Here is a 23700-nt window from a genome sequence, read left to right as displayed (position 1 = left end):
CGGAACAGCTTATCTAAATTAGCAAATTGCTTTGCAATTAGTGGTTTTGAGGTGATAAATCACTTGATTGAATGAGTTGATGAGAGAAACTTAATTTTTTAACAATTTGTGCAAGTGATTCTTCCTGTTCAGCCAATTGTGCCTGAGTTGTGCGAATGACATCCGCAGTATTTGAAAACCCAACTCTCCAACGTTCGTACTGATGTGAAATTAATTCTAGCACCGATTCAATTTCTGTTCCTTCAGGAAGTTCTGCTTCTGGCACTGCAGAGAGTTGGTGGTCTAATTTTGTTAAATGACTCTCTAAATCAACGAATATCTGGTCAAAGAACTCGTCTAAAGGCACATTGATGAGTGAATTTTCATTTTCTGGCTGAGTCATCATATTCAATCCACAATTTTTGATGTAGATAACCACAATCGGTCGGTTATGACAACCCAACTCGTAGTCGGATTGACGGAAAACCAAATTTGTGAACAATTCTGTGAAACAGGATGTGGATGAGATTGCTACCATGGATGCACCGAAAAAATTGTGGGAATGGGGTCCGTATTTCTGGCAGAATGTACTGTTTCCATGCAAAAATGAAACGCAAGCACTTAGCAGGGTAAAACTTACGTCAATTGTGCTGTTGGTCATTCTGCCTGGATTGTTACTTTACCCAACGATTTCTTACTATTTGTTAGAGCCTGATGAAGGTCGATATGCCCAAATCCCCCGTGAAATGGTACTCACAGGTGATTGGGTGGTGCCGCACCTGCAAGGAGAACCATATCTTGATAAACCCCCACTGTTTTACTGGTTGGTGGCTATCAGTTACCACATTTTTGGTGTTTCTGAAGCGGCTGCCCGCCTGATTCCAGCAATTGCAGTCCATCTGACCATATTGTGCATTTATTTGATCGGTCGCAGGAGTCTGGGTGAGCGAGCTGCACTGTGGGGAGCATTGCTACTAACGGTAATACCAGGTTTTACTGGTGTTGCTCGATTGCTGGTCCTGGATGGTCTGTTAACTTTTTTCGTAACCCTAGGACTGTTAAGCATTTACGAAAGTATCCGCACACCACAGTTTCGTCGGTTCTGGTGGTATCTGGGTGCCACCGCAGTGGGAGCAGGAATTCTCACGAAAGGCCCAATTCCGCTGCTACTCATCCTTCCCGTGGTAATTGCCTATCGATGGATCAGTGGCAACGCTACTTCAATCCCACGCAAACATTTGCTGGGTGCGGCAGCAATCCTGTGCATCATCAACTTTCCCTGGTATTTCGCGATTTACTTGCGTGAGCCAGTATTTTTGCGGTATTTCTTCTGGGAACACAATATTCTCAGATTCATTAAGCCGTTTGATCATCTTGAGCCGGTTTGGTTTTACCTGCCAATTGTGGTAGGCAGCGTAGCGACTGTAGTTCTGTTTCCGCTGATTTATTTTCGTCAGTGGATCTTTCGCGCGGTTGATGAAACTCCTTATCGCACCAAAGAGCATGGATTTTTTCTGATGGCTGGGTTGTGGTGCATTTTCTTTTTTTCGATGTCCGGATGTAAGTTGCCCACCTATATACTGCCCGCCTTCCCACCGTTAATGTTGGCACTTGGGCATTTTCTGGTACTTTCTGGCCGCCACCGTACAAAACTGGTTCAGGGCGGCACCACCTTTGCGTGGATCTTTCTGGCATTTGCTATCCACGTCGTGGTGCCGTGGTACGCCGAATTACGTTCACCAATGGGCCCGCAGAACGTTGCCCAGCGTTTGCAGCGTGCGGATGATGAAAAAGTTTATTGTTTTCCGCGAAATGTCGATTCCGTGGCTTTTTACACAGGGCGCAATGATCTACAAAGTTTGCGATCGAAGCATTCTCAAAAACTGGTCATGGCAATTGAAAACGATGGCAAAGCATTGGTTCTCTTCACCCACAGTCATTCATTAGAAACCTTTAAGCAAGTCTTACCACCGCACATGAAAGTGACGGAAGCGATGCCTGCCCGCCACCAGGGCACTGGCTTTCGCTGGTTGGATGGTTTGATCGGTGAAACCCCCTGGGGACTGTGTGATATTGCAGTGGTGGAGCGTATTGATAACAAGTAGAGAAATTGTATCATCGTAATACACGAAAATCCTGCTCGCCCAAGACTGGAGAGTACGGCGATGATTTCCCACCGATTGACCATTTTTTTCATTCTGCTTTTTACTGTATCCCACAGTGCTACTGTTTTCAGTCAGCCAAAACCCACACCAGTGGGTAATCCTCAGGATCCCACACTTAACAAAGGTGTTTATGCAATCCAGCGTGGAAAACCGAATCGGATGAAGTTCAGTGGGACCAATCTAGCGGATACATTGGCCGTTTACACAAATTTTGCCTCAACGAATAAGGTAATCGCAGCAACGGCAACCACGTTAGAAGTTGAAATTCAGCCCGCCCCAACTGTCGAAATCGGACTTGGTTCTGTTCGGGTACTCACCAAAGTGGGGATTTCAAGCCCACAGATACTGCTGATTGATGATTTCGCTGTGGTTGAGGCCAACAACCAGAATCGCACACTTTCTACCGCCCAAAAGATTCCCGTGCCAACATTAACTCATGGTAAGATTGCAGCAGAGCAAAGCCACTATTTTCAATTCCAAGCGAAAAAAGGAGACTGGCTTACTTTTGATTGTTTTGCCATCCGAATTGGCTCACCATTGGATCCACTGATTCGTTTGTATGACATAGCCACAGGCAACAGTATTCCTGGTATCTATAGCGACGATCAACCTGGCCTTCAGGGTGATGCCCGCCTGCAATTTCAATTTCCGAAGGATGGGGATTATGCAGTGGAAGTTCGAGATAGTCGGCATCTTGGAGGTGCCGATTGGTTCTACCATTTGCGAATCTGCAATTGCCCTGTCTTTCAGACCGCTTTTCCGTTAAGTGCGAACCCAAACCAACAAACTTCGATTGCGTTTACAAGTGAATCCGCTGTGATGACTCCAGCAACAACAGTTCAATTGAAACAGGAGTTTTTTGCACAACAGATCTCTCAGAAAACGGTTCATTCAGGCTGGCCTGTCCCAGTTTTAGTGCGTGACTTTCCAGCTCTGGCAGAAAAAGAACCGAATAATATTCCAGAACAAGGCCAGTCAATCTCAATTCCTTCCGAAGTCAGTGGCAAATTTCAAACCAAAGGCGACAAGGACTATTTTCGATTCGCTGGCAAAAAAGGCAGAAAATACCAACTCGTCGCAGAAACGTATAATATGGGCTCCACTTGCGAAGTTTTTCTCCAGATTGCTGATTCGAACAAAAAAGTAATTCAGCAAAGTGATCCGGTAAAGATCCCAGCGACGATTGATTTCACATGTCCAGCAGATGGTGATTATTTGGTGATCGCAGAACACCAGAACTACCTTCACGGAGATGCGGAAGTGTATCTTTTGAAGATCGCCGATTCTACCGCAGATTTTGAAGTAGAAGTACTGATAGATCAATTGGCGATCGGAAAAAACCAGATCGGGTCGCTGCCTGTCAGCAAGGTAACCCGCACGGGATTTGCTGGTCCAATTACATTGGAAATCGAAGCCAATCCCGTGATCAAAGGGAGGACTTTATTGGAAACCACTCCGTACGCTGCTGGTATAGCCAGCAGTTTTTTACCCGTTTCCGTAACTCCTGATACCAAACCAGGAGTGTACCCTGTCAATTTGATTGCTTCCGCAATGATTGACGGAAAATTAGTCAAAAAGCGGGTAAATACGTTATCTGTGCTGGCGACACGTTATCCTGCATTGCAGCAACCCCTCTTTGTGTACGGAGATGATCTGGTAATCGGTGTTCTACCAGAATCTCCTCAATTAACAGCAGAATTTATTCCTGCCAGTGTTGCTCATGGTGGGAATACGGTGCTGAAATTATCGCTAACTGGGATTCCATTAACAGAAAATATGGTGTTCACCGTTGAAGGAAATGTTCCCAATTTGAAGGCAGTAATGAAACCAATTGCTCCAAAAACGTCCAGTTCTGAGAGCACTATCGCTTTTCCGGCAAATATTCCTACCGGAAAATATCATGTTGCGGTTCGTGGTACCACAAAAGTGGGCGGCAAACCAATCCAAATCTGGTCGAAACCGCTGGAAATAGCAGTTACAGCCCCACCAGCAAAGAAAAAATGAAGCAATTCTCACTTAAACAAGCGGAAACTTCACCATTTTTTCGCAATCCTTCAATGTGATTACGGTACACTTGACATCACTGAAGAGCACGTTTCATCAAACAAATATGGGAAATATAATGGACCGAACTCTGATTGAACAAGCAATCAAAGCAGAAGGTGGACTTAGCCGACGCTTATTTCTTCAATACACAACTGCGCTGGCAAGCTTGCCGTTATTCCAGGAGCAAGTTTTTGGTCAAGTGCGAAAAATGACTTTTGAATCAGATCCTTTTTCATTGGGCGTTGCTTCTGGCGATCCTGATTCAAAAAGCGTTGTTCTGTGGACGAAACTTGCTCCAAAACCATTACTACCCGATGGTGGTATGCCCACCCAGCCGGTTTCCGTGCTCTGGGAAATTGCGGAAGACGACAGGATGAAGAAGGTGGTGGCGAAAGGTGAGGCAATTGCAACACCACAACTAGGCCACTCCGTTCATGTGATTCCCACCGGTTTAAAGCCCGACCGGTGGTACTGGTATCGCTTTCATTGTGGTGATGCCAGCAGTATTATTGGACGCACCAGGACCATGCCGGAAAAAGCGGCAACTCCCAATAAACTTCGCTTTGCATTTGCTTCCTGCCAACACTACGAACAAGGACTATACACTGCCTATGAGCAAATGGCAAAAGATGAGTTGGACCTGGTGTTTCACCTGGGTGATTACATTTACGAATACCCACACAATCCCAAAGCAAAGACCGTGCGAAAGCATTCCGGACCAAAAGACAGGAAAATACAGACCCTGGCAGACTATCGAGAGCGTCATGCACAATACCGGGCAGATCCGTTATTGAATGGTATGCATGCACTGTGCCCCTGGTTTGTTACCTGGGATGATCATGAATTCGACAACAATTATGCCAATGACATTCAGGAAGAACAACGGGGTGATAAAAAGCAAGCTGATCCAGTCGATTTTCTGGTGCAGAGAGCTGCAGCTTACCAGGCTTACTACGAAATGATGCCACTGCGACCGCGTGCTCTACCCACTGGACCAGATATGTTATTGTATCGTTCAGCTTCTTTCGGAAATCTGGCCGACTTTTTTGTTCTGGACACCAGACAATATCGCACCGATCAACCCAATAAAGATGGCTTGAAACCGTTGAACGAAGAAGCCTTGAAGAAAACGAATTCTTTGCTGGGTAGAAAACAACGAAATTGGCTTGATGCAGGACTGTTGAGATCTACCTCAACATGGAATGTACTTGCTCAACAGGTAATGATGGGGATGGTGCATCTGAAATCCGGTACACGAGAAGGATTTTCAATGGATCAATGGCCGGGTGCAGCTCACGAACGAATGGAATTGATGAAATTTATTTCAGACAGAAAAGTGCCGAATCCAGTAGTACTCACGGGTGATATTCATTCCAACTGGGTTAATAATTTAAGGGTGGATGATCGACAGCACGATGCCCCAGTCGTCGCAACAGAATTTGTGGCAACGAGCATCAGTTCTGGTGGCAATGGTTTGAAAGAGATACCGCTTGTCGATCAGTTTTTGAAAGATAACCCCTGTGTACAGTTTTTGAACATGCAACGTGGCTATGTCCGATGTGTGGTTACTCCCGAAACTTGGACCAGTGATTATGTGGTTGCAGAAGATGTGCTGAAACCCAATGGTAACGTTGTTACGAGGGCGTCTTTTGTTGTAGAAGCGGGTATGCCGGGGGCGAAGAAGGCCTGATTTTCTGTTTTACAGGTAATCCTGTCAATCATTCTGTTGATCTGAAATCAACACAATCAAAGAGTATGCTGCAACCACATAACGAGCATCCACAGCGATCAATTCTTCACTGCTTTCAGCAAGGATATCGTTGGGTGAATCCAGGGCCGTATCGACAATTCTCTTCCAGGAAAATCCTTGTGGTGATGGTGGGATGCGGAATGCGTGGGCAGTGTCATCGCCATTAATAGCCACGTATAAATCGTGATCTGGCTGATTTCCAAGAATATCTTCTCTGCCTGAAAATCGCCCATCCAGAGAATATGCGATCATCCTTGAGTAAGCACTGAATTCGGGTTGATATGGTTCCAGTCCGTGCCAGTGGATATCCGCCTGACGTGGGAGACTACTTGGTTGTGGTGGTGATGGGAGTTTTTCTGCTTTTGGGTCGATTGCTATGGAAGAAGGCATTTTTACAGTAGATAATTCTCCCCGAAAGTATGAATTTCTACGCAACACAGGATGTCTTTTGCGAAACTGAATCATCTCCTGAACAAAGCGCAGCATGCCAGAATTTTTTTCTGTGAGATTCCAGTCAACCCAACTGAATTCATTATCCTGGCACCAGGCATTATTATTTCCTTGCTGGGTGCGTAAAAACTCATCACCAGCCACGAACATCGGTACTCCTTGTGACAGCATCAAGGTAGCAAAAAAGTTCTTTGCCTGGCGGGTTCTCAATCGCAAAATCTGCTCATCACTGGTTTCTCCTTCAATGCCACAGTTCCATGAATAGTTTTCATTCATCCCATCCCGGTTCTGCTCTCCGTTGGCCATATTGTGTTTATGGTTGTAGCTCACCAGATCATTTAAGGTAAAACCATCGTGGGAGGTGATAAAATTCACACTATGACAAGGGTTACGGCCATTCCATTGATAAAGATCACTACTTCCACAGATCCGAGTGGCAAGCAGTGGTAAAGTTCCGAAATCTCCCCGCCAGAATTGGCGAATTTGATCCCGATAATGATCGTTCCATTCACTCCAGCGGGAACCGTATGGAAAATTGCCAACGTGCTGCAGTCCCACCGCATCCCACGGCTCAGCAACTAATTTCGTATCGCGCAACAGGCCATCTTCCGTAATCATTTCCACAATCGGTGGGTGGTTAATAACATTCCCATCCGCATCTCGCCCGAAAATACTGGCGAGATCAAATCGGAACCCATCAATATGCATTTCTCCAACCCAGAAACGCAGACAATCGAGGATCATATTGCGCACAATGGGGTGGTTGCAATTAACCGTATTTCCACAACCAGTGAAATTCTGATATCGACCATCTTTGGTCAGCATGTAATAGATGGAATTATCGAGCCCACGAAAAGAAAATGTGCGGCCGCGGTCATCCGCTTCCCCAGTGTGATTGAAAACAACATCCAGCCACACTTCTATCCCTGCATCGTGAAACGCCTTCACCATATCTCGGAATTCATGAAACTGGCCGTGCTGTGCAGCTGTAGCAGCGTAAGCTGCTTTTGGTGCGAAAAATGCCAGTGAATTGTAACCCCAATAGTTTCTGTTGTATTCGCCAGTTTCCGGGTTCTGAAAAGGGCAGTCGCACTCGTCAAATTCATGGATTGGCAGCAGTTCTACTGCTGTGATACCAAGCTTCTTTAGGTATGGAATTTTTTCAACCAAACCAGCAAACGTTCCCGGGTGGGCAACCCCGGCACTCGGATGGCACGTAAAACCACGCACATGAAGTTCATACACAATGCTGTCCGGCATTGGTGTATTCGGACGAATATCATCCTGCCAGTCGAAATGTATCGCCGGAATGTAAATTCCACGGCGATTTGTCGAATGGCGATCGACTTCACAGGTGGTGCCCCAGCCTGATGCATCAGAAAGGATTGCTGCGTAAGGATCTACAAGGTGCTGGGTGGGATCAAATCGGTGAAATGTGCCCAGCGGGCCGTCGATCAGCCAGCTATAGCGAAAACCACTTGTGGGCAGACCAACGATCTGCACATGCCAATGGGCGCCTGTACGATTTGTATCTACATCCAATTCCACATGCAATAGTGGCCGATCGTCTCCGGTTAATGGCTGGATATACAGCACAACCTGGGTTGCGTGTCGACTATGAATGACAAAATTCAGCCCTTCAGCTAACTCACTGACCCCCATCGGCAGTGGGTGCCCACGTCGAATAGTAAAGTTCGCCTGTCCGAAATTGTTAGTCAACGAAAAGCTCCTAAATGATCACGCGTGTGAGTGGAGCTATTTTACGAAATGTTGTGTCAAACCTGCCAAATCTGAATTCCAGCTATTTTTCTACCCATTTGGCAAGATTCCAAATAAGCACATTTCCCTGGCGGTCGGCACTGACGGTTTGCCTGCCAGTGGGGGTAAAGTTTACATGTGCAACCGCACTCGAATGTTTTTGAAATACAGCAAGTTCTTTTTGCTGGCCTGCATGCCAGAGCCGCACCGTGCGGTCGCTGCCACAACTCGCCAGCCATTTGCCGTTTGCGGATTCTTCAATGGAACTAACAGGGCCTGTGTGTGCCCGATAGGTATTCGTTGCTCTAGTGTTGCCGGAAGTCCACTGTTGGATTGTTCCATCATCACCACCTGTAAACCAATGTTTGCCGTTTTTGCCAAATGCAACACAACTGATGTTCGCTGAGGATCCCGCATACTCCTGAATTACTTTACCATTGTCAAAATCCCAGTGGTAAATTGTTCGGCCAGACGCTAGTAATGCCGACTTTCCACGTGGTTGTACCGCAATCGCTTGAATATATTTCATAGGACCTTTCCAGCGTCGGATTTCCTTACCTGTGCGAAGATCCCACAGAATTACCCAGCCATCAATCCCACCTGTCAGTCCATGCCAGCCGTCATCGGTAAAGGCTACGGCACTTACCAGACCGGAATGCCCCTGAAGCACTTGAAGAGTATCACCGTTATCTGCATCCCAGTAGCGGGAGGTGCCATCCATACTACCAGATAAAATTCGGTTTGTTTTCTCGTGGTGGGCGACGCACCAGACCGAAGCAGTATGACCCGTCAGACTCCTTTTGGTGCGGTTGCCCTGAACATCAAAAATTCGCAAAGTACGGTTTGCATCAGCAATGATGGCTGTTTTGCCACCTTCGCTGAAAACGGCTGCGTTCAAATGGCCAGAGGTTACTTCTAGTGGATCCAACTCTCCGGTGTTGTCTGGCAGAGCTGCTCCAATTTGATTCGCCTGAAACAGTGTACCAAGCTTGAAATCGCGAACCAGGTCGCCAAATGTTTGGATCCAAACAATCCGTGAAACAGTCCCACCCGGGATTAGGAGCGAACCGAGCGCTCGACTGAGTAATTCATGTTTGCCGATCTGGTTGCGAAAATCTTCCAGAGTCATTCCAGCTTCCGCAGCAGCAGTGGAGGCATCAATATCCGCTTCATAGCGTAAGGTGACTCCAATTGTCGTTTCGAGTCGTGTAACCTGATTTCCTGTTAGTTTTAATGCTGTCAGGAACTGCTTAGAATCTTCTTCCATCTGAGCAGTAGAAACTTTTGCAGAAGGGTATAGCGCCATCGCAATTTCTCGGTCCTGTTTTGGTACTCCCTTGCTGTTCTTTAACAGGTGATTATGCATCTGATCTGCCTTAGGCAGTATGCCCGTGCTATGGCAACCCATGCAGGAAATACCCAGTTCCACAGCGCGATCCGGTCGTTTCGGATCGCTGACAATTGCAACAGGCGCTTTATCCAGTCGATTGTTAGCATCATTCATGATGTAGTAGCCTTGAAGGCCGTTCGGTAAACTGAAAATTGCCTCCCCACCTGCATGCAAAAAGGTATTTTCCACACTTCCTGGTCCCAGCGGGTATGCAAAGACGTTCCTTCGATCCGGGGCCAACAGCCCACGATCAATCAGATTCTGTGGAATATCTTCAAAATCATAAGTTCGCCAATAGTAGCCGTGGGCAGCATCGTGTCGTTCCAGCACGCGATTGTTTTTGGCAATCCCGGATCCATTGAATGCCACCCGCATCACCCGTTCCTGGGTAATATTGATGTTTGGATCCACGCGCAATTGCCTTTCCAGTTCTGCCAGGTTCCCAGGTAATTGCAGAATCTCCTGATAGAGTGGTGGGCGGGTGGCAGTGGCAATAAACCAATCAGCTCGAATCGTTGGCACTCTGGTTGCAGTGAAAACCGAAACTAACCGTGCCGTACTTGTTTCTTCAAGAATTCCATACGGGTATTCACCGAGAATGCGATTCCACAATGTGGCATCCCAAAGATACCAGCGTAAGTCGATACGAAATAAAGTTTCCTGCCGGTCAATCGGAATCGGATTGCGAATTTTTGGGTGCCAGGACAATGAATTGATCGATTTGTACAGGGCATTGCGATAAGTTCGCAACTCATCTTCACCTGCACCTGCATTCCATAAATGTTCCAAGGATAAATATCGCTGAAATCGTCTGGAACGTGGTTCGAGCTGTTCCAGATCTGCCAGAATCCAGCTATTAATCTGTTCTTTGGAAATTCTCCCGCGTGGGGCTTCGTTTGCCAGCGGTAGTGCCCCACCAGCGATCCATTCTTCAACCAACGACTTTTCTTCCGCACTCAGGACATCTTTCGTATCTGATGGGGGCATCGTGCCATTGGCGATTCTCTTGAACAGTGGGGAGTCGTGGGGTTTTCCGGAGATTACTTTTCCCCGTTGCACAAGTCTGGAGATATCCATCACATAGTTGAATCCGCCTTCTGCAACACCTTCTAAACCATGGCAACGGTAACAATGTTTCTTCAGTACCGCCTGAGCCTGAGCGGTTTTTTCGTTGATTGGTGCCCCCACGGTCAATGTGGGTGCCATTATCATGCAGGCAGTAATTAACCATATTTTCTTCATTCGCGTGCCTCTCTGCAGCAGCTACTACCTAGCCTACCACCTATCCAGACGATCCTGAAGGTGAAAAAGATTGTGTAACGACTTCCTTTTTCCTGGAAAAGTGTGGTACGATGGCGAAAATTAAATCATGTGTTAACTAAATCAATGTTCACCAATCTGATCACATAAGTAAGTTATGGGACCCACCGTCGATGAAATCATGCACCAGTTGGAAATGCTGGGCAGCGAGCAAACCAAAAAGGTACTGATGCGGCACGGTGCCTGCGAGCCGTTCTTTGGCGTGAAGATCGAAGAATTAAAGAAAATTCAGAAAAAGATCAAGAAGGACTATCAGCTTGCCAAAGATTTGTACGCCACGGGCAATTCTGATGCGATGTATCTGGCAGGGTTGATTGCCGACGACCAGAAAATGACCAAAAAAGACCTTCAACTGTGGGTGAAAAATGCGTACTGGTACATGATTAGTTGCTGCACGGTTGCTTGGGTAGCAGCGGAAAGCCGATTTGGCTGGGAATTAGCCACCGAATGGATTGAATCAAATAAGGAACAAATTGCTGCTGCAGGTTGGTCTACTTTCAGTTCGTTGGTGGGATTCTTACCCGATGAACAACTTGATTTAGAAAAACTGGAAGATTTGATTCAACGAGTTGAAAACACCATCCACGATCAACCTAACCGCGTACGCTACACAATGAACGGTTTCATTATTGCTGTCGGAGGTGGCGTAGCTGCACTAACGAAACGTGCGAAACAAGCTGGCACTAAAATTGGCAAAGTTGAGGTAGATATGGGCGGCACTTCCTGTAAGGTGCCAGAAGTGGTGCCGTATCTTGAGAAAATGGAAAAAATGAAGAAAATAGGAAATAAACGAAAAACAACGAAATGCTGATGAGTTTTCTCTCATTAAATACCCGAAATTGCACTGTTTATGTATCTGATGGTGTCGGAGTGATATCAATTTTGCAAAAAAAGTTCGAAAAAGTTTATCCTGTCGCAAGTTATTTTTCTGCAAATACTTACGCAGATTTTCTTCTGGGGTTATCGCTGGATTCTGAAAAAAATTGCTTCAGAATAATTCGGCGAGGCAATATATATACAGTGGAAAAAGTTTCACATGTTGAGGTTGGACTGATTTCTGTTGTTGCGGTCCAGGTTTCACAAGTAGTAGAAGAAGTGTTCATTCGTTGCGAAACCTGCTCCACTTTTCTTTCCGGGAAAGATGCAAACCAAAGCAACAATCTGTTAAAAGGTGGTATTCAATGAATCGTCGAGATTTTATCGCAGCAAGTGCCACCATTGCCGGCACTGCTGCAATGGGTAATCAGGGATCTTCAGGAAAGGAAAAGCCAGCAATGCAGCCAATTATCGATACGCACCAGCATCTGTGGGATCTATCGAAGTTCAAAACAAACTGGTTGACTCCAGATTCTCCATTAGGAAAAAATTATACGCCAATAGAGTATGCGAAAGCAATCGACGGTTTGAACGTGGTGAAATCTGTCTACATGGAAGTCGATGTTGTCGTTGAACAGCAGCAACAGGAAGCAGATTATCTGCTGGAATTGATCGTTTCAAAAAAGACCCCCACTGTGGCAGCGGTATTGTCTGGCAGGCCTGCCTCCGATCAGTTTCAAAAATACGTCGACCAATTCAAGGATCTCCCACAAATCAAAGGGATTCGGGAAGTAATTCATGAAAAACGCACTCCCAAAGGATATTGTCTGGAACCTGCATTTGTGAAAGGTGTGCAATACCTGGGCAAAATTAACAAATCATTTGATTTGTGCCTGCGACCTGGCGAAATTGCAGATGCCATGAAGCTCGTAGACCAGTGTAAAGATACTCGCTTTATTTTAGACCACTGTGGCAATGCTCCATTGTACGATGAGAAAGCCTTTGCCACCTGGCAGACAGATATTGCCAAAATTGCAGAACGTCCCAATGTGGTGGGGAAAGTTTCCGGAATTGTGGTCCAGTGTGCTGGAAAGAAATGGGATGCGTCCATCTTGGCACCCGCTGTGAAGCACACCATTAAAGTTTTTGGCTGGGATCGCGTGATGTTTGGTGGTGACTGGCCTGTATGTACACTCGCGGCTACCTACGCAGAATGGGTGAACGCGCTCAAGGAAATTGTTGCGGAATTCTCTGCTGAAAACCAGAACAAACTGTTTCACGACAATGCAGCGAGGTATTACAGCATCTGATTCGAGCAACAAACAGAATCTGGCATCAATGTGTTGGAAAGAAATGCATGATCCATTGTGAAGTGTTGGTTATCGGCCAGGGACTTGCAGGCACCATCCTGTCCTGGGAATTACTTCGACAGGGTTTTCAGGTACACATTGTCGATCACCACCATGGTAGCACATCATCTCAGCTGGCAGCAGGTCTGATTACTCCAGTTACCGGGAAACGCTTTGCACATTCATGGTGTTTTGAAGATTTGCTGGTAACTGCCACAGAATTCTACCAGCAACTGGAAACTGATTTGGGAAGCAAGTTGTTTTTTCAACAACCCCACCTCAGGTTGTTGCAGACAGAACTAGAGCGATCGGTGGTTGAAAAGAAGCTACGTGATCCGATGTTTCAGAGGTATTTGAAGATTTGTGATGAGCAGTTATCAGATCCGTGGATTGCCCACCCTTTCGGTGCAGTAGCATTGGAACAATGTTATCGGGTTGATGTGCCAAAAATGCTTCAAAAGTCGCTAGCCGACTGGCAGCAGCGTGGGATCATCACAGAATCATATTTGCAGGAAAGTGATATCGAAGTGCAGCAATCAAAAGTGGTTATTCCAAATCTGGGTATCACGGCAAACCGAGTTGTTTTCGCGCAGGGATATCTCGGTCATAGTGGTGGATTGTGGCAGCACATACCGTTTAATTGTGCAAAAGGAGAAACGATTACCGTCGAAATCCCGGGGTTTACTGAGCATCGCCTGATTCATCGCCGTATCTGGTTGTTGCACCAGGAGAAATCTCTCTACCGCGTCGGTGCTACCTACACTTGGGAATCGCTTGATTGTCTACCGACAGAAACCGCCCGGGGAGAATTACTGGAGTATCTCTCACAGATGTTAACACGTCCGGTAACTGTTGTGGATCAACAAGCTGGAGTTCGACCAATCATCATCGACCAACGGCCCGTAATTGGATGGCACCCGGAGCACCCACACCTGGGTATTTTTAATGGGTTTGGTTCCAAGGGTGCTCTTCAAATTCCCGCATTTGCTCGTGAACTAGTGGGAAATATTCGCAATGTTGCGGCGATTACGCCAGAAGCGAACGTAGCGAGGTTTGTTAGGTGACTCCTCTGACCCAACTTGCTCACCAGCGATTACGAGAAGTAATCAAAGAGGGTGATTTTGCGATTGATGCCACTGCAGGCAATGGTCACGATACGGTCTTTCTTGCACAAATGGTGGGTATTGGCGGTCGGGTGATCGCATTTGATATCCAGACAAAAGCACTGGAACAAACCAGAATTCAGTTGGGACAACTTGCTGAACGAGTCGATCTGGTACATGCAGACCATGCAGCGATGGAAGAATATTTACCATCGTCTTGGCGTGGAAAAGTTGCAGCAGTGGTAATGAATCTGGGTTATCTGCCTGGGGGTGATCATGCGATTACAACCAAAGTACTTTCAACAATCCGCGCCTGCAAAACAGCAATCTCATATTTGCAAGTGGAAGGCCTGCTGTCGATGATCGCTTACCGTGGCCACCCAGGTGGCAACGAAGAAGCCACTGAGTTGTTACGATGGTTGGAAAACGAACAGATGAAAGGGTCTGGTACTTTATTTATTTTGGAAGGAAATCCAGCGAACCAATTCAGTCCTGTGTTGTATTGGTTTACGAAACAGCAGCTTTAGTCAGCATTAATTGTGATTTTCACCCCAACGGAATGTGTAATTCAAATCTAACCAATCCAATAAATCCTGTAACGGAAAATCTTCATCAGACCGAACCAGGATAGGCCAGGGCAATTTTTCCGTGGCATGAAATTGCAATGCACCCAGGCGGGTATCAGCATGATTCCACAACCGCAAAAAATGAATCACTCTCCGAACCAACAGGGTGAGTTCCTCATCATACTGTTGCAGTTGTTCTGGGGTGGTGCAGTAAGTTGCCGAATCCTGAAGGTGATAGATTGCCCAGCTTCGCAGCGCTATCTTGTCTCCTTCTGATACATCGTGAAAAAAGTTCTCCTGAAGTGCCCACTTTTGTTCCAGTTGTAACGCAATTTCATGTAATGATGGAATCGTTCGCTCCTCGATTCTTCTGGGAATAAGAACATTGAAATTTTAGGAGGAATCAGCCGGAATGTACCCACATTCGGGAAGAGAATTTCAAAAGAGTTGATTAAGAAAAACTCAGGATTTGCTGCCCCGATGGCGGACTGCCAAGTTCGCCTAGATTCTCAGCACGCATCGTGGTATAGGCAATGTGTGACATCTGAGGAGAAGATACCAATGCGAGCTGCACTATTCGTTGTAACCCTATGCACAGCAGTAAGTTACGGCGAAATGAAAGACCATATGCCAGATGCCGGCATTCGGGCAGTTTATTTTGTAGATCACCAGGAAGGTTGGGTTGCAGGTGATGATGGCCTGATTATGCACACCATAAACGGTGGTGCCACCTGGGAAAAACAGGTTTCTGGCAGTCGTAGCACCATTACTTCGATTTGCTTTTTATCCCCATACACTGGTTGGGCTGCAGGACGCACCGAACTTCCAGGTGGGAAATCGGAAGGGACAATATTGTTCACCTCTGATGGTGGCTTAAATTGGACCAATATCTCCAAAACAGGATTACCGGGTATTAACCGGGTGCAATTTTTCGATGCTCGCAATGGCATTGCCGCAGGTGATGGAACTCCAGAAATGCCAAGTGGGTTGTTCAGCACCATTGATGGTGGAGTAACCTGGAAAACCCGTCCTGGTGTGTTGAATCCTTCCTGGCTTGCGGCTGACTTCACCGATGCGGATACTGGTGTACTGGCAGGTGTCTGGAATCGACTAGCGCCTGTACGCGATGGCCGCATGGGTGTTGCGGATGTGGATTCGCTACACGGTAAAAATATTGAAGACGTGAAAGTGAGAGGCCAACTTGCAGTCGCTGTAGGGCAGGGTGCCTCGATTTTACTTAGTTCGAATACTGCTGGCGTCCGCTGGGGGATGGTAGATCTGCAACTGCCACGGATGTTGAAAAACTCGATCGATTTTTCTGCAGTCAGTGTCGTTTCCAATGAAATTTGGGTCGTGGGCAGGCCTGGTAGTGTGCTCTTTCACAGTAAAGATGCTGGAAAAACCTGGGAAATACTACCCACCGGACAGAACCTGCCACTGTATGCCATCCATTTTGTAGACAGCAAACGTGGATGGGCAACAGGTGCCTTAGGCATCATTTTGGCAACAACCGATGGTGGTAAAAATTGGACAGTGCAGCACCGTGGCGGTAATCAGTCTGCCTTAATGGCAATTTCTGCCCGGCCTGAAAATCTGCCTTGGGAATTAATGACTGCCCTGGGTGCGGAAGAAGGTTATCTAGTTAATTCATTAAGTATTTTCCATGCAGACCCACCGATTTTGTCCAGTCGGTTTGCGAGTGATGCGGAAAGAATTGCAGCTGCGATGAAATCGGGCAACCCGAAGCGTGCACTGGATCGGTTTCGGGCAACTTGTTCCGTTCGGCAAACGGGCGGTGCTTCTGCAGAGCAATTATGGCAATTCCCACTGCCCACATTCCAGAATGTTGATCAGACCACGCAAATAGTGATTAATGAAGCACTTGCAGAAAATTCGAGTGTTGAATCGCTGGTTTTTCGATTGGTGGTGGCCTTCCGCATCTGGCGACCGGAAGTTGTGGTGATCGATCAGGAAATGGCCCAAAACGAAATGGTACACCAAGCCATCACAGAAGCATTTAAACAGGTTTCAGAAAGTAAGTATGAAGCGGAATTGTTGCAACAAGTGAAATTAGCTCCCTGGTCGCCCAAAAAACTTTTTGTGGAACGGATTGCTGCCAAACAAGGCACCGCTCGAATTGACACGACGCGAATCCTGGATCAGGTCAGCAATTCAGCCAGCGTCCACGCCTTTCCCACTCGCCAACTGTGGGAAGAAGAAACCAAAGTGGATTCAGTGCTGTGTTATGAACTGACTCATTCTCGATTAGGTGAGAATCTCGGCAAATCGTCATTTTTCGAAGGGATCCCACTTTCTGAAGGGGGTATTGCCCGCAGAAGACTATCCGTACCTGCCAAAAATCTCTCTACTGATTCGGTGGCTCGAAAAAATGCCCTTGAACGGGAGCGAGTGTTCCAGCATGTCATTCAGAAACCATCTCGATTGGCAACTGGCGAACAGGTACTTGCACAAATTATGGCGAATACCGAAAAACTACCCCCACACGATGCAGGTATGGCGATGTACCGCGCAGGGCAGGGGTATGCAAAATTGGGACAGTGGGAATTGGCGAAAGAAGTTTATCGAACGATGGTGCTGACCTACCCAGGTCATCCCATGACATTACAAGCAGCACATTGGCTGATCCTCTACTCAGGAAGTTCGGAAGCCCGTCGGCGGTACGAACTTGGCCAATTTGCAACAGTTACTTCACTACAACACGAGCTTGTTGATCCCACATCAAAAACTAATCAGAAAATGCCTCTGACGAGTGGGAAAAATCCCACGCCACAATTGCCAGAAACCAAAATCATTCGTACCCAGTTTCAGGAACATGTGCCCTGGATGACTTCTGCCAGAGAATGGAATGCAGAAGCATTAAAAACCGCTGGATTTATCGAAGGCCTGGGGCAGAATTATCGCCACAATATCCCGACGCTGCTGGCATTACAGGCAGTTCGTAGGGAAAACGGTAAATTGAAAGAAGCGAATGAAGAATTTCGTGCAATTCTTGCAGAAAAAGTGGTTTATCAGGAAGGATTGCCGGGCACAAATCCCTGGCGGGATTGTCTGTTGACAGAAGCGTGGCTACTTTCCGGGAAGCAGACCAGTCCACCACCAAAAAATCTCTATCGCTGCCTAACTTCTGCCACCCGACCAAAACTGGATGGTATTCTGGATGATGAATGCTGGATGAGCGCCAGCCCAGCCTTAATGCAGAATATTTCTGGGAAAATGGCAGAAAGCTATGGCATGCAAAGTGGGGTAAATGAAGCTGATCTTGAAAAACAAAGTTATTTCAAAATGCGGGCAGATGACCATTTCCTGTATGTGGCTGTTCAATGTGTCCACCCCGCTGGGGAGATGAAGTCACGGGTAATCGATCGTCGACATGATATGCCCATGAATAACAACGACCGCGTTTCAATCCTGCTTGATCTGGATCGAGATTACCAGACTTACTTCCAACTGTCTGTTGATCAGACTGGTGCAGTGGCTGATGACTGCTGGGGCGACATTAAATGGAATCCCAAGTGGTATGTTGCCGTCCAACCGTTGGAAAACAAATGGACCTGCGAAATCGCGATTCCATTAACCGAACTGACCGGAGCAACTGTGACACCCGGCAAATTGTGGTCTGCGAACGTGGTTCGAACAATTCCTGGTAAAGGGATTCAGGCATGGTCTGGACCAGCGGCAGCAAAACCACGTCCGGAAGGAATGGGTCTGTTGCAATTTTCCAGTAAATAATGTTTAAAGATTTAATAAAAAGCCAGCACTTTTCGTCGCATTTTGGTTCAATCCCGTTGCAAATTATGCTTGTCATCGCAAACCGTTAGTGGATAATGAAGTGTAGGAAACCTGTCTTGGTGTAATCTTTAGGATCAACCTTCATGGCCATTAACACCAATTGTCCATTCTGTGGTGCGGAATATCGGTTAAAAGACGAATTTATCGGGAAGCGTGTCACGTGCAAAAAAAATGACTGCAGAAAAGTTTTTGTTGTTCAAACCGAGCAGGTAGCTGCACCGAACGTTGCTGAATTAGAGCAATTGGCTGCAGCAGCCTTCTCGGATGATGGCATACCCACGGAAAGTGGGGGAGAAAGTAGTGGCCCTCCGATCTCCGTCACTTGCATACGCTGCGACCACATTTGGGATGTGGAAGCCGAACGTGCTGGGAAAAATGTGCTTTGTCCCGAATGTCGCTCACCAAATAAGGTGCCTGCCAAGAAAGCAGAAAAGAAAGCAGATTGGCGGGATGCCGGCAAACGTTCGGGAATGCTGAAAACAACCGAACCGGAAGTAGTTGGTTCGTGGGGGGCAGGGGATGTCAGTACCGCCAGCGATCAAACCATCCGGGATGCCTATCAGCGCCAACAGGAATTGGATCCGGAAGAAATCTCTGAGAAACGGGCAAAATTTTTCAAACGCATTCTACTTTTACTGCCAGTTCTTGCTGGGATCGGCGTTGCAATCTATCTGATGATTGGGTCGGTGCGTCAGGGGCGAATTGAAGGAAAGATGGAGGACTCACTAACGGAACTGCGTGATCCCAAAACTGGTCATCCTAACAAGATGTTTCATTCGATCGCACTTGCGGGCAGTGGGGAATACAAAGTTCGTACCGCAACAAATACCGAAGAAATGAATAAAGGATTAAAGGATTTTCAATTGGCACGAAATTTGCTGACTGATTATCGCACTCCGATCGATCGCACAATGATGTTAGGTAAAATTGCAGTCGCCATGACCTGTATGTTCGGGACAGAAGAACAGATTGCCAATGGAACTCGTCTTGCTGATACAGAAGTCTTGAAAGAAATTCGTCAAACCTTGCAACGCATTCCAATGGAACACCGGCACTTGCTCGAGATGACCTTGCGTGAGTTGGTGCGAAAGTTGAATGATGAAGGTCGTGCCCACCTGGTAATTCAAACTGCGTCTCTGGTCGTTACCACCGATCAGCCCCAGTGGGCGGATTTTGTCGGTCAGGTGGGAATTACACTCAATTCTTTAGGTGCAAAAGAAGCTGCAATTGATGCTGCGAGCAGATTGCCGGAAAACACCACCTCCCACGCAGCGAATGCCCTGAAAACAATCCTTGAGATTAAGCCGAAAGAAAAAGGGGGCATAGTGTCCAGTCGTGAAAGCGAAAGTTATGTCGCTGGTGCAAAGGTGGATGCCACAAAAGTGCAAACACTCGCCAGTGCGGTGAAGAACCTGGATAAAATAAATGTTCTTTCTGCAGGATTAATAGCAGTCCCTCAGGACAAACTTTCTGACTTTACCGCTGTGGCGAACTTGCTTCAGGAAGAATTGGCGAAAACCACAACAAATGATCTTACACCCGAACAATCGTTAGGTTGTTTAAATATTTTAGCCCGTTTCGGACCTGTTTCGCAAATGGAAGCAATCGTTGCCAGAATTCCGGATGCACCCACCAAATCGTGGGGCAAATTAATTGTAATGCGGAATAGATTTCAACCCGATGCCCCTACCGTTGCCAAATCGGATGTTGATTCAATTGGCGATCCCGAAAAAGATTTTGCTGCTGCGAACGCACTTTTAGAGCTGGCAAGATTCAAAGCGAGTATTGGTGAAAGCAATTTCAGTAAGGAAGTTGCAGTCTTATCGACTGGTAAAGTACGTCCTTTTGGTACTGTGGGGTTGATTTTAGGCCAATTGGATGTCGACCAACGCTAATGGCATATCTTTTGCAACAGTCCTTGCATAACAAAATTTTGATTTTTCGTAGCGGTACAAAATGACACCACGGGAACTACTGGCCTACATTCGTGAAAAAGAAGTGAAAGCGATCGACTTGCGTTTCATGGATTTTCCCGGCCAATGGCAACATTTCACAATCCCAGCCGAATCTCTGGATGAAGATACATTTGAAGATGGATTAAGTTTTAATGGATCAAACGTTCGTGGCTGGAAGGAAATTAACGAATCGGACATGCTGGTAAAGCCGGTGGCAGACACTGCATTTCTGGATCCGTTCTGCAAGGAACCCACATTAACATTATTATGTAATATCCACGATCCGATTACCCACGAAGATTACAGCCGCGATCCCAGAAATGTTGCCAGAAAAGCGGTCAATTACATGCGCTCAACTGGGATTGCCGATGAGGCATTTTTTGGACCGGAAGTTCAGTTTTTTGTGTTTGATGATGTGAGATATGATCAAACAACTCAAGCTGCCTACTACTTTGTGGACAGTGCCGAAGCAGCCTGGAACACAGGACGCACAGAACAACCTAATCTTGGCCACAAGCTGCGTTATTCAGAGGGCTATTTTCCATGCCCCCCATCAGATTCAATGCACGATTTGCGATCGGAGATGATGCGGACAATGATGGAATGTGGGCTGGTAGTTGAATCCCACCGACACGAAGCGGCCACAGGTGGACATGGAGTGGTTGAAACGCGTTATGTGGATCTGGTGCGTAGTGCCGATAATGTGTTGAAATATAAGTACATCGTCAAAAATGTGGCACGCAAACACGGAAAAACAGCCACATTTATGCCAAAACCACTGTTTAATGAACATGGTAGTGGTCTACACGTCAGCACTTCACTCTGGAAAGATGGTCAGAATATATTTGCTGGTTCACGTTCCCCGGGTGGGGCGCGTTACGCAGGACTATCAGAAGTCGCAGAGTTTGCTATTGGTGGCTTATTAAAACATGCCGCAGCCTTGTGTGCATTCAGTAATCCCACCACAAACAGTTATAAACGTCTCGTTCCTGGATTTGAAGCACCAATCAATCTGGCTTACAGTCAAAGAAACCGTTCTGCTGCGATCAGAATTCCTGTTTCGAGGCCGATTTCACAAACGAAAAGGATTGAATATCGCCTTCCGGATGCCGCCGCCAACCCCTATTTGTTGTTCGCTGGAATGTTGATGGCCATGATCGATGGCATCAAGCGAAAAATCCACCCTGGGGAGCCATTAGACAAAGATATTTATGATCTGGGCGTAGAAGAATTGAGCATGGTGCCAAGCACACCACATTCTCTCGAAGAAGCACTGAAAGCACTTGAAAGCGACCAGGAATTCCTGCACCACCTCGATGTATTTACCCCTGATGTAATCGAAACCTGGGTAAAAATGAAGCGAATGGATGAGGCCAATGCTGTGCGAATTCGGCCCCACCCCTACGAATTTTATTTATATTACGATATTTGATTGATCGCAATATTGCAATTTGCTCATTACCAGACGATGACAAATGCATTGCTGAGCATCAGTAAGCTCCGGTTGCCACCAAAAGCGTTTGATTTATCATTGAAATCGTAACGAATTTCCGGTCGGAGAAAAATCGATTCTGTGACTTCGACTGTCAAGCCAAGGGTGCTGGAAACATACCACCCTTCAAAGCCAGTGCGTTGCCCATTCAAATCATTAAAGAACTCTAATCTGAATAGTGCCCCCATTTGATCGCTCATCTGGTATGTCAGATAGTTTGCAAAAGAATACCACTGTGCGTTCATCGGGCGATTTCGCAAATCCACAATTCCACCAGGTACGTTGGCGGGCACATTAGTCTGATAGCCATAGAGTGCTTCCAGTGCATACCCCAGCTTATATCCAAATGCGTGGGTATACAAAATATGAAAAACATTTTCATTGTTTCTGCCAGCAGGCTCCACCGCACTTGCGGTAGTGGGGGCATTAAACGGGCGGGAAGTATTGAATTTTCCACGACCCACACTCGATCCAAAACTGACCGTGTCTCTTTTACTGGTGGTCGTCCACTTCATCGCACTGACAAAACGAATTTCCTGTGCTGGATCGATAAAGACATCGTTACCATTGGCCACCATGAAATACCCAGTTAACTGGTCATTGAACCGAGAGATCGCCATGGCACCGATATGGGTTAAAGGTCGCCCGTAGGTGGTGAGATAGCTTCTTGAAATCAATGGAGTAGATATTGCATATCTTCATAGCCGAATGGCGTGAGCAGTTTCCCAGCTCGGAATTCCGTTCCTTCAAACAGATCAGGCATAAAATAGCTGCCATAAACTTGTGGCATATCAAAACCAGTCGTGTTTTGCCTCCCACGGCTATTTTGGAGTTGACCATTGAAGAAACCACGTTGTAGCGTGTAGCGATAATCTGCACTTGCAGATCTGCCCTGAAGCCCCAATCAGCAAATTCCGCATCCAGATCGACGTCACGACGAATTGTTAGCCACTTTTGCTGCAGTAAAAATTGATCAGCCCGATCATTCCAGCCTGCCGGTAGATTCGTAGTGTTCTTGCTGGAGTGGGTGTAGCCGCCCTGCGTCCAGCCGCCAACACGAATTCGGTGCTCCAGAAGGTGATCGCCAAGCTGGGTACCGTACAACAACCGCATTAAATGGGCATCTTCTGGGTGTTCGCAACCCAGTTCGCAACCATATTCACCACAATTTTTCGTGTGCATGTATTGTGGGGGTGGTTGTACCACCATCGGAATCTCAATCGGCTTTTCAGCAGGCTTGGGTTTCACTGGCAAAGTGGGAAGCTGAGATTCGGTGTTTTCTTCCAACAGCTCATTCTCCAGGTCAATAATCACCGGTTGTGCCTGAAGCGAGGCGGAGAAAATCCACGATAGTCCAATTCCAACCACATAATTGAATATGGAACGCATCAGTCCCCCCTAATTAGCTGCTGTCTTATCAATCGGCATTGGTGCAGATTGTGCTGAAGAAATCGGTCGCACCAAGAAGTTGAAAGAAACCGGCGGGTAGAAATATTGATTCAAACAACCTAAATCGCCCATATTAACAAAAATAACCTGCCTTATAATTGGGCAGCGATTGCCTTATTTGTGAGCACAAATGTCGGAGTGCAAAGGATCCCCCGGCGATATCTGGCAAAAAATCGCAAAAAAATTTCAATGTGCAACGGAATATAGCATCAATGTTCAAAAATTGAGCACTTCAAGGATATTCTGGCATTCAAATTGCGTTAACAACTTGTGTTGATTCGTACCTGTACTGTAACTTATCG

16 protein-coding genes are annotated in these 23700 nt (G+C 46.6%); 11 read left to right on the top strand and 5 right to left on the bottom strand.

Annotated features, from left to right (window positions below):
- Window positions 1-37 precede the first annotated feature (37 nt).
- Window positions 38-385 (bottom strand): hypothetical protein, encoded by a 348-nt coding sequence (locus tag R3B84_06360; GenBank protein MEZ6140178.1) that lies wholly within the window; start codon window positions 383-385, stop codon window positions 38-40.
- An 88-nt stretch (window positions 386-473) separates the two neighbouring features.
- Between R3B84_06360 and R3B84_06355 the strand changes: the two genes are divergently transcribed.
- From R3B84_06355 to R3B84_06345, 3 genes are all read left to right on the top strand, one after another.
- Complete coding sequence (locus R3B84_06355) at window positions 474-2084, top strand: glycosyltransferase family 39 protein (GenBank protein MEZ6140177.1); 1611 nt, start codon at window positions 474-476, stop codon at window positions 2082-2084.
- A 60-nt stretch (window positions 2085-2144) separates the two neighbouring features.
- Window positions 2145-4148 carry a hypothetical protein gene (locus R3B84_06350; protein MEZ6140176.1) on the top strand — a complete coding sequence of 668 codons (2004 nt, stop codon included), beginning with the start codon at window positions 2145-2147 and terminating at the stop codon, window positions 4146-4148.
- A gap of 118 nt (window positions 4149-4266) precedes the next feature.
- Window positions 4267-5880: an alkaline phosphatase D family protein gene (locus tag R3B84_06345; GenBank protein MEZ6140175.1), complete on the top strand. Its 1614-nt coding sequence runs from the start codon at window positions 4267-4269 to the stop codon at window positions 5878-5880.
- A gap of 24 nt (window positions 5881-5904) precedes the next feature.
- Here the strand turns inward: R3B84_06345 and glgX are convergent, their stop codons facing one another.
- Entirely contained in the window at window positions 5905-8109 is a 2205-nt protein-coding gene (gene glgX, locus R3B84_06340; GenBank protein ID MEZ6140174.1) for a glycogen debranching protein GlgX, read from the bottom strand.
- Window positions 8110-8191: 82 nt separating this feature from the next.
- Entirely contained in the window at window positions 8192-10780 is a 2589-nt protein-coding gene (locus R3B84_06335; protein MEZ6140173.1) for a WD40 repeat domain-containing protein, read from the bottom strand.
- A 175-nt stretch (window positions 10781-10955) separates the two neighbouring features.
- On the opposite strand from R3B84_06335, the gene R3B84_06330 reads away from it, so the two are divergent.
- From R3B84_06330 to glnA, 8 genes are all read left to right on the top strand, one after another.
- Window positions 10956-11669, top strand: a complete 714-nt coding sequence (locus tag R3B84_06330) for a DNA alkylation repair protein (GenBank protein MEZ6140172.1) — start codon at window positions 10956-10958, stop codon at window positions 11667-11669.
- Window positions 11669-12043 carry a hypothetical protein gene (locus R3B84_06325; protein ID MEZ6140171.1) on the top strand — a complete coding sequence of 125 codons (375 nt, stop codon included), beginning with the start codon at window positions 11669-11671 and terminating at the stop codon, window positions 12041-12043. Before R3B84_06330 ends, R3B84_06325 begins: the two co-directional genes overlap by 1 nt.
- Window positions 12040-12984, top strand: a complete 945-nt coding sequence (locus R3B84_06320; GenBank protein ID MEZ6140170.1) for an amidohydrolase family protein — start codon at window positions 12040-12042, stop codon at window positions 12982-12984. Before R3B84_06325 ends, R3B84_06320 begins: the two co-directional genes overlap by 4 nt.
- 47 nt (window positions 12985-13031) lie before the next feature.
- Window positions 13032-14087, top strand: coding sequence for an FAD-dependent oxidoreductase (locus R3B84_06315; GenBank protein ID MEZ6140169.1), 1056 nt, complete (start codon window positions 13032-13034; stop codon window positions 14085-14087).
- Window positions 14084-14653, top strand: coding sequence for a class I SAM-dependent methyltransferase (locus R3B84_06310; GenBank protein ID MEZ6140168.1), 570 nt, complete (start codon window positions 14084-14086; stop codon window positions 14651-14653). Before R3B84_06315 ends, R3B84_06310 begins: the two co-directional genes overlap by 4 nt.
- Window positions 14654-15253: 600 nt before the next feature.
- On the top strand, window positions 15254-18442 hold the full coding sequence (locus R3B84_06305) for a YCF48-related protein (protein MEZ6140167.1): 3189 nt from the start codon (window positions 15254-15256) through the stop codon (window positions 18440-18442).
- A gap of 143 nt (window positions 18443-18585) precedes the next feature.
- A complete protein-coding gene (locus R3B84_06300; GenBank protein MEZ6140166.1) occupies window positions 18586-20397 on the top strand; it encodes a hypothetical protein in 1812 nt (603 codons plus the stop codon).
- A gap of 61 nt (window positions 20398-20458) precedes the next feature.
- Window positions 20459-21889 carry a type I glutamate--ammonia ligase gene (gene glnA, locus R3B84_06295; protein ID MEZ6140165.1) on the top strand — a complete coding sequence of 477 codons (1431 nt, stop codon included), beginning with the start codon at window positions 20459-20461 and terminating at the stop codon, window positions 21887-21889.
- Window positions 21890-21915: 26 nt separating this feature from the next.
- Here the strand turns inward: glnA and R3B84_06290 are convergent, their stop codons facing one another.
- Together R3B84_06290 and R3B84_06285 are read right to left on the bottom strand one after the other, a co-directional pair.
- On the bottom strand, window positions 21916-22569 hold the full coding sequence (locus tag R3B84_06290) for an outer membrane beta-barrel protein (protein ID MEZ6140164.1): 654 nt from the start codon (window positions 22567-22569) through the stop codon (window positions 21916-21918).
- On the bottom strand, window positions 22547-23338 hold the full coding sequence (locus R3B84_06285) for a hypothetical protein (GenBank protein MEZ6140163.1): 792 nt from the start codon (window positions 23336-23338) through the stop codon (window positions 22547-22549). Before R3B84_06285 ends, R3B84_06290 begins: the two co-directional genes overlap by 23 nt.
- Window positions 23339-23700 lie beyond the last annotated feature (362 nt).

It is taken from the genome of Zavarzinella sp. (assembly GCA_041399155.1).
GTDB lineage: Bacteria > Planctomycetota > Planctomycetia > Gemmatales > Gemmataceae > JAWKTI01.
The sequence above is the reverse complement of the archived record's forward strand: the minus strand, read 5'-3'. Positions and strand labels throughout refer to the sequence as shown.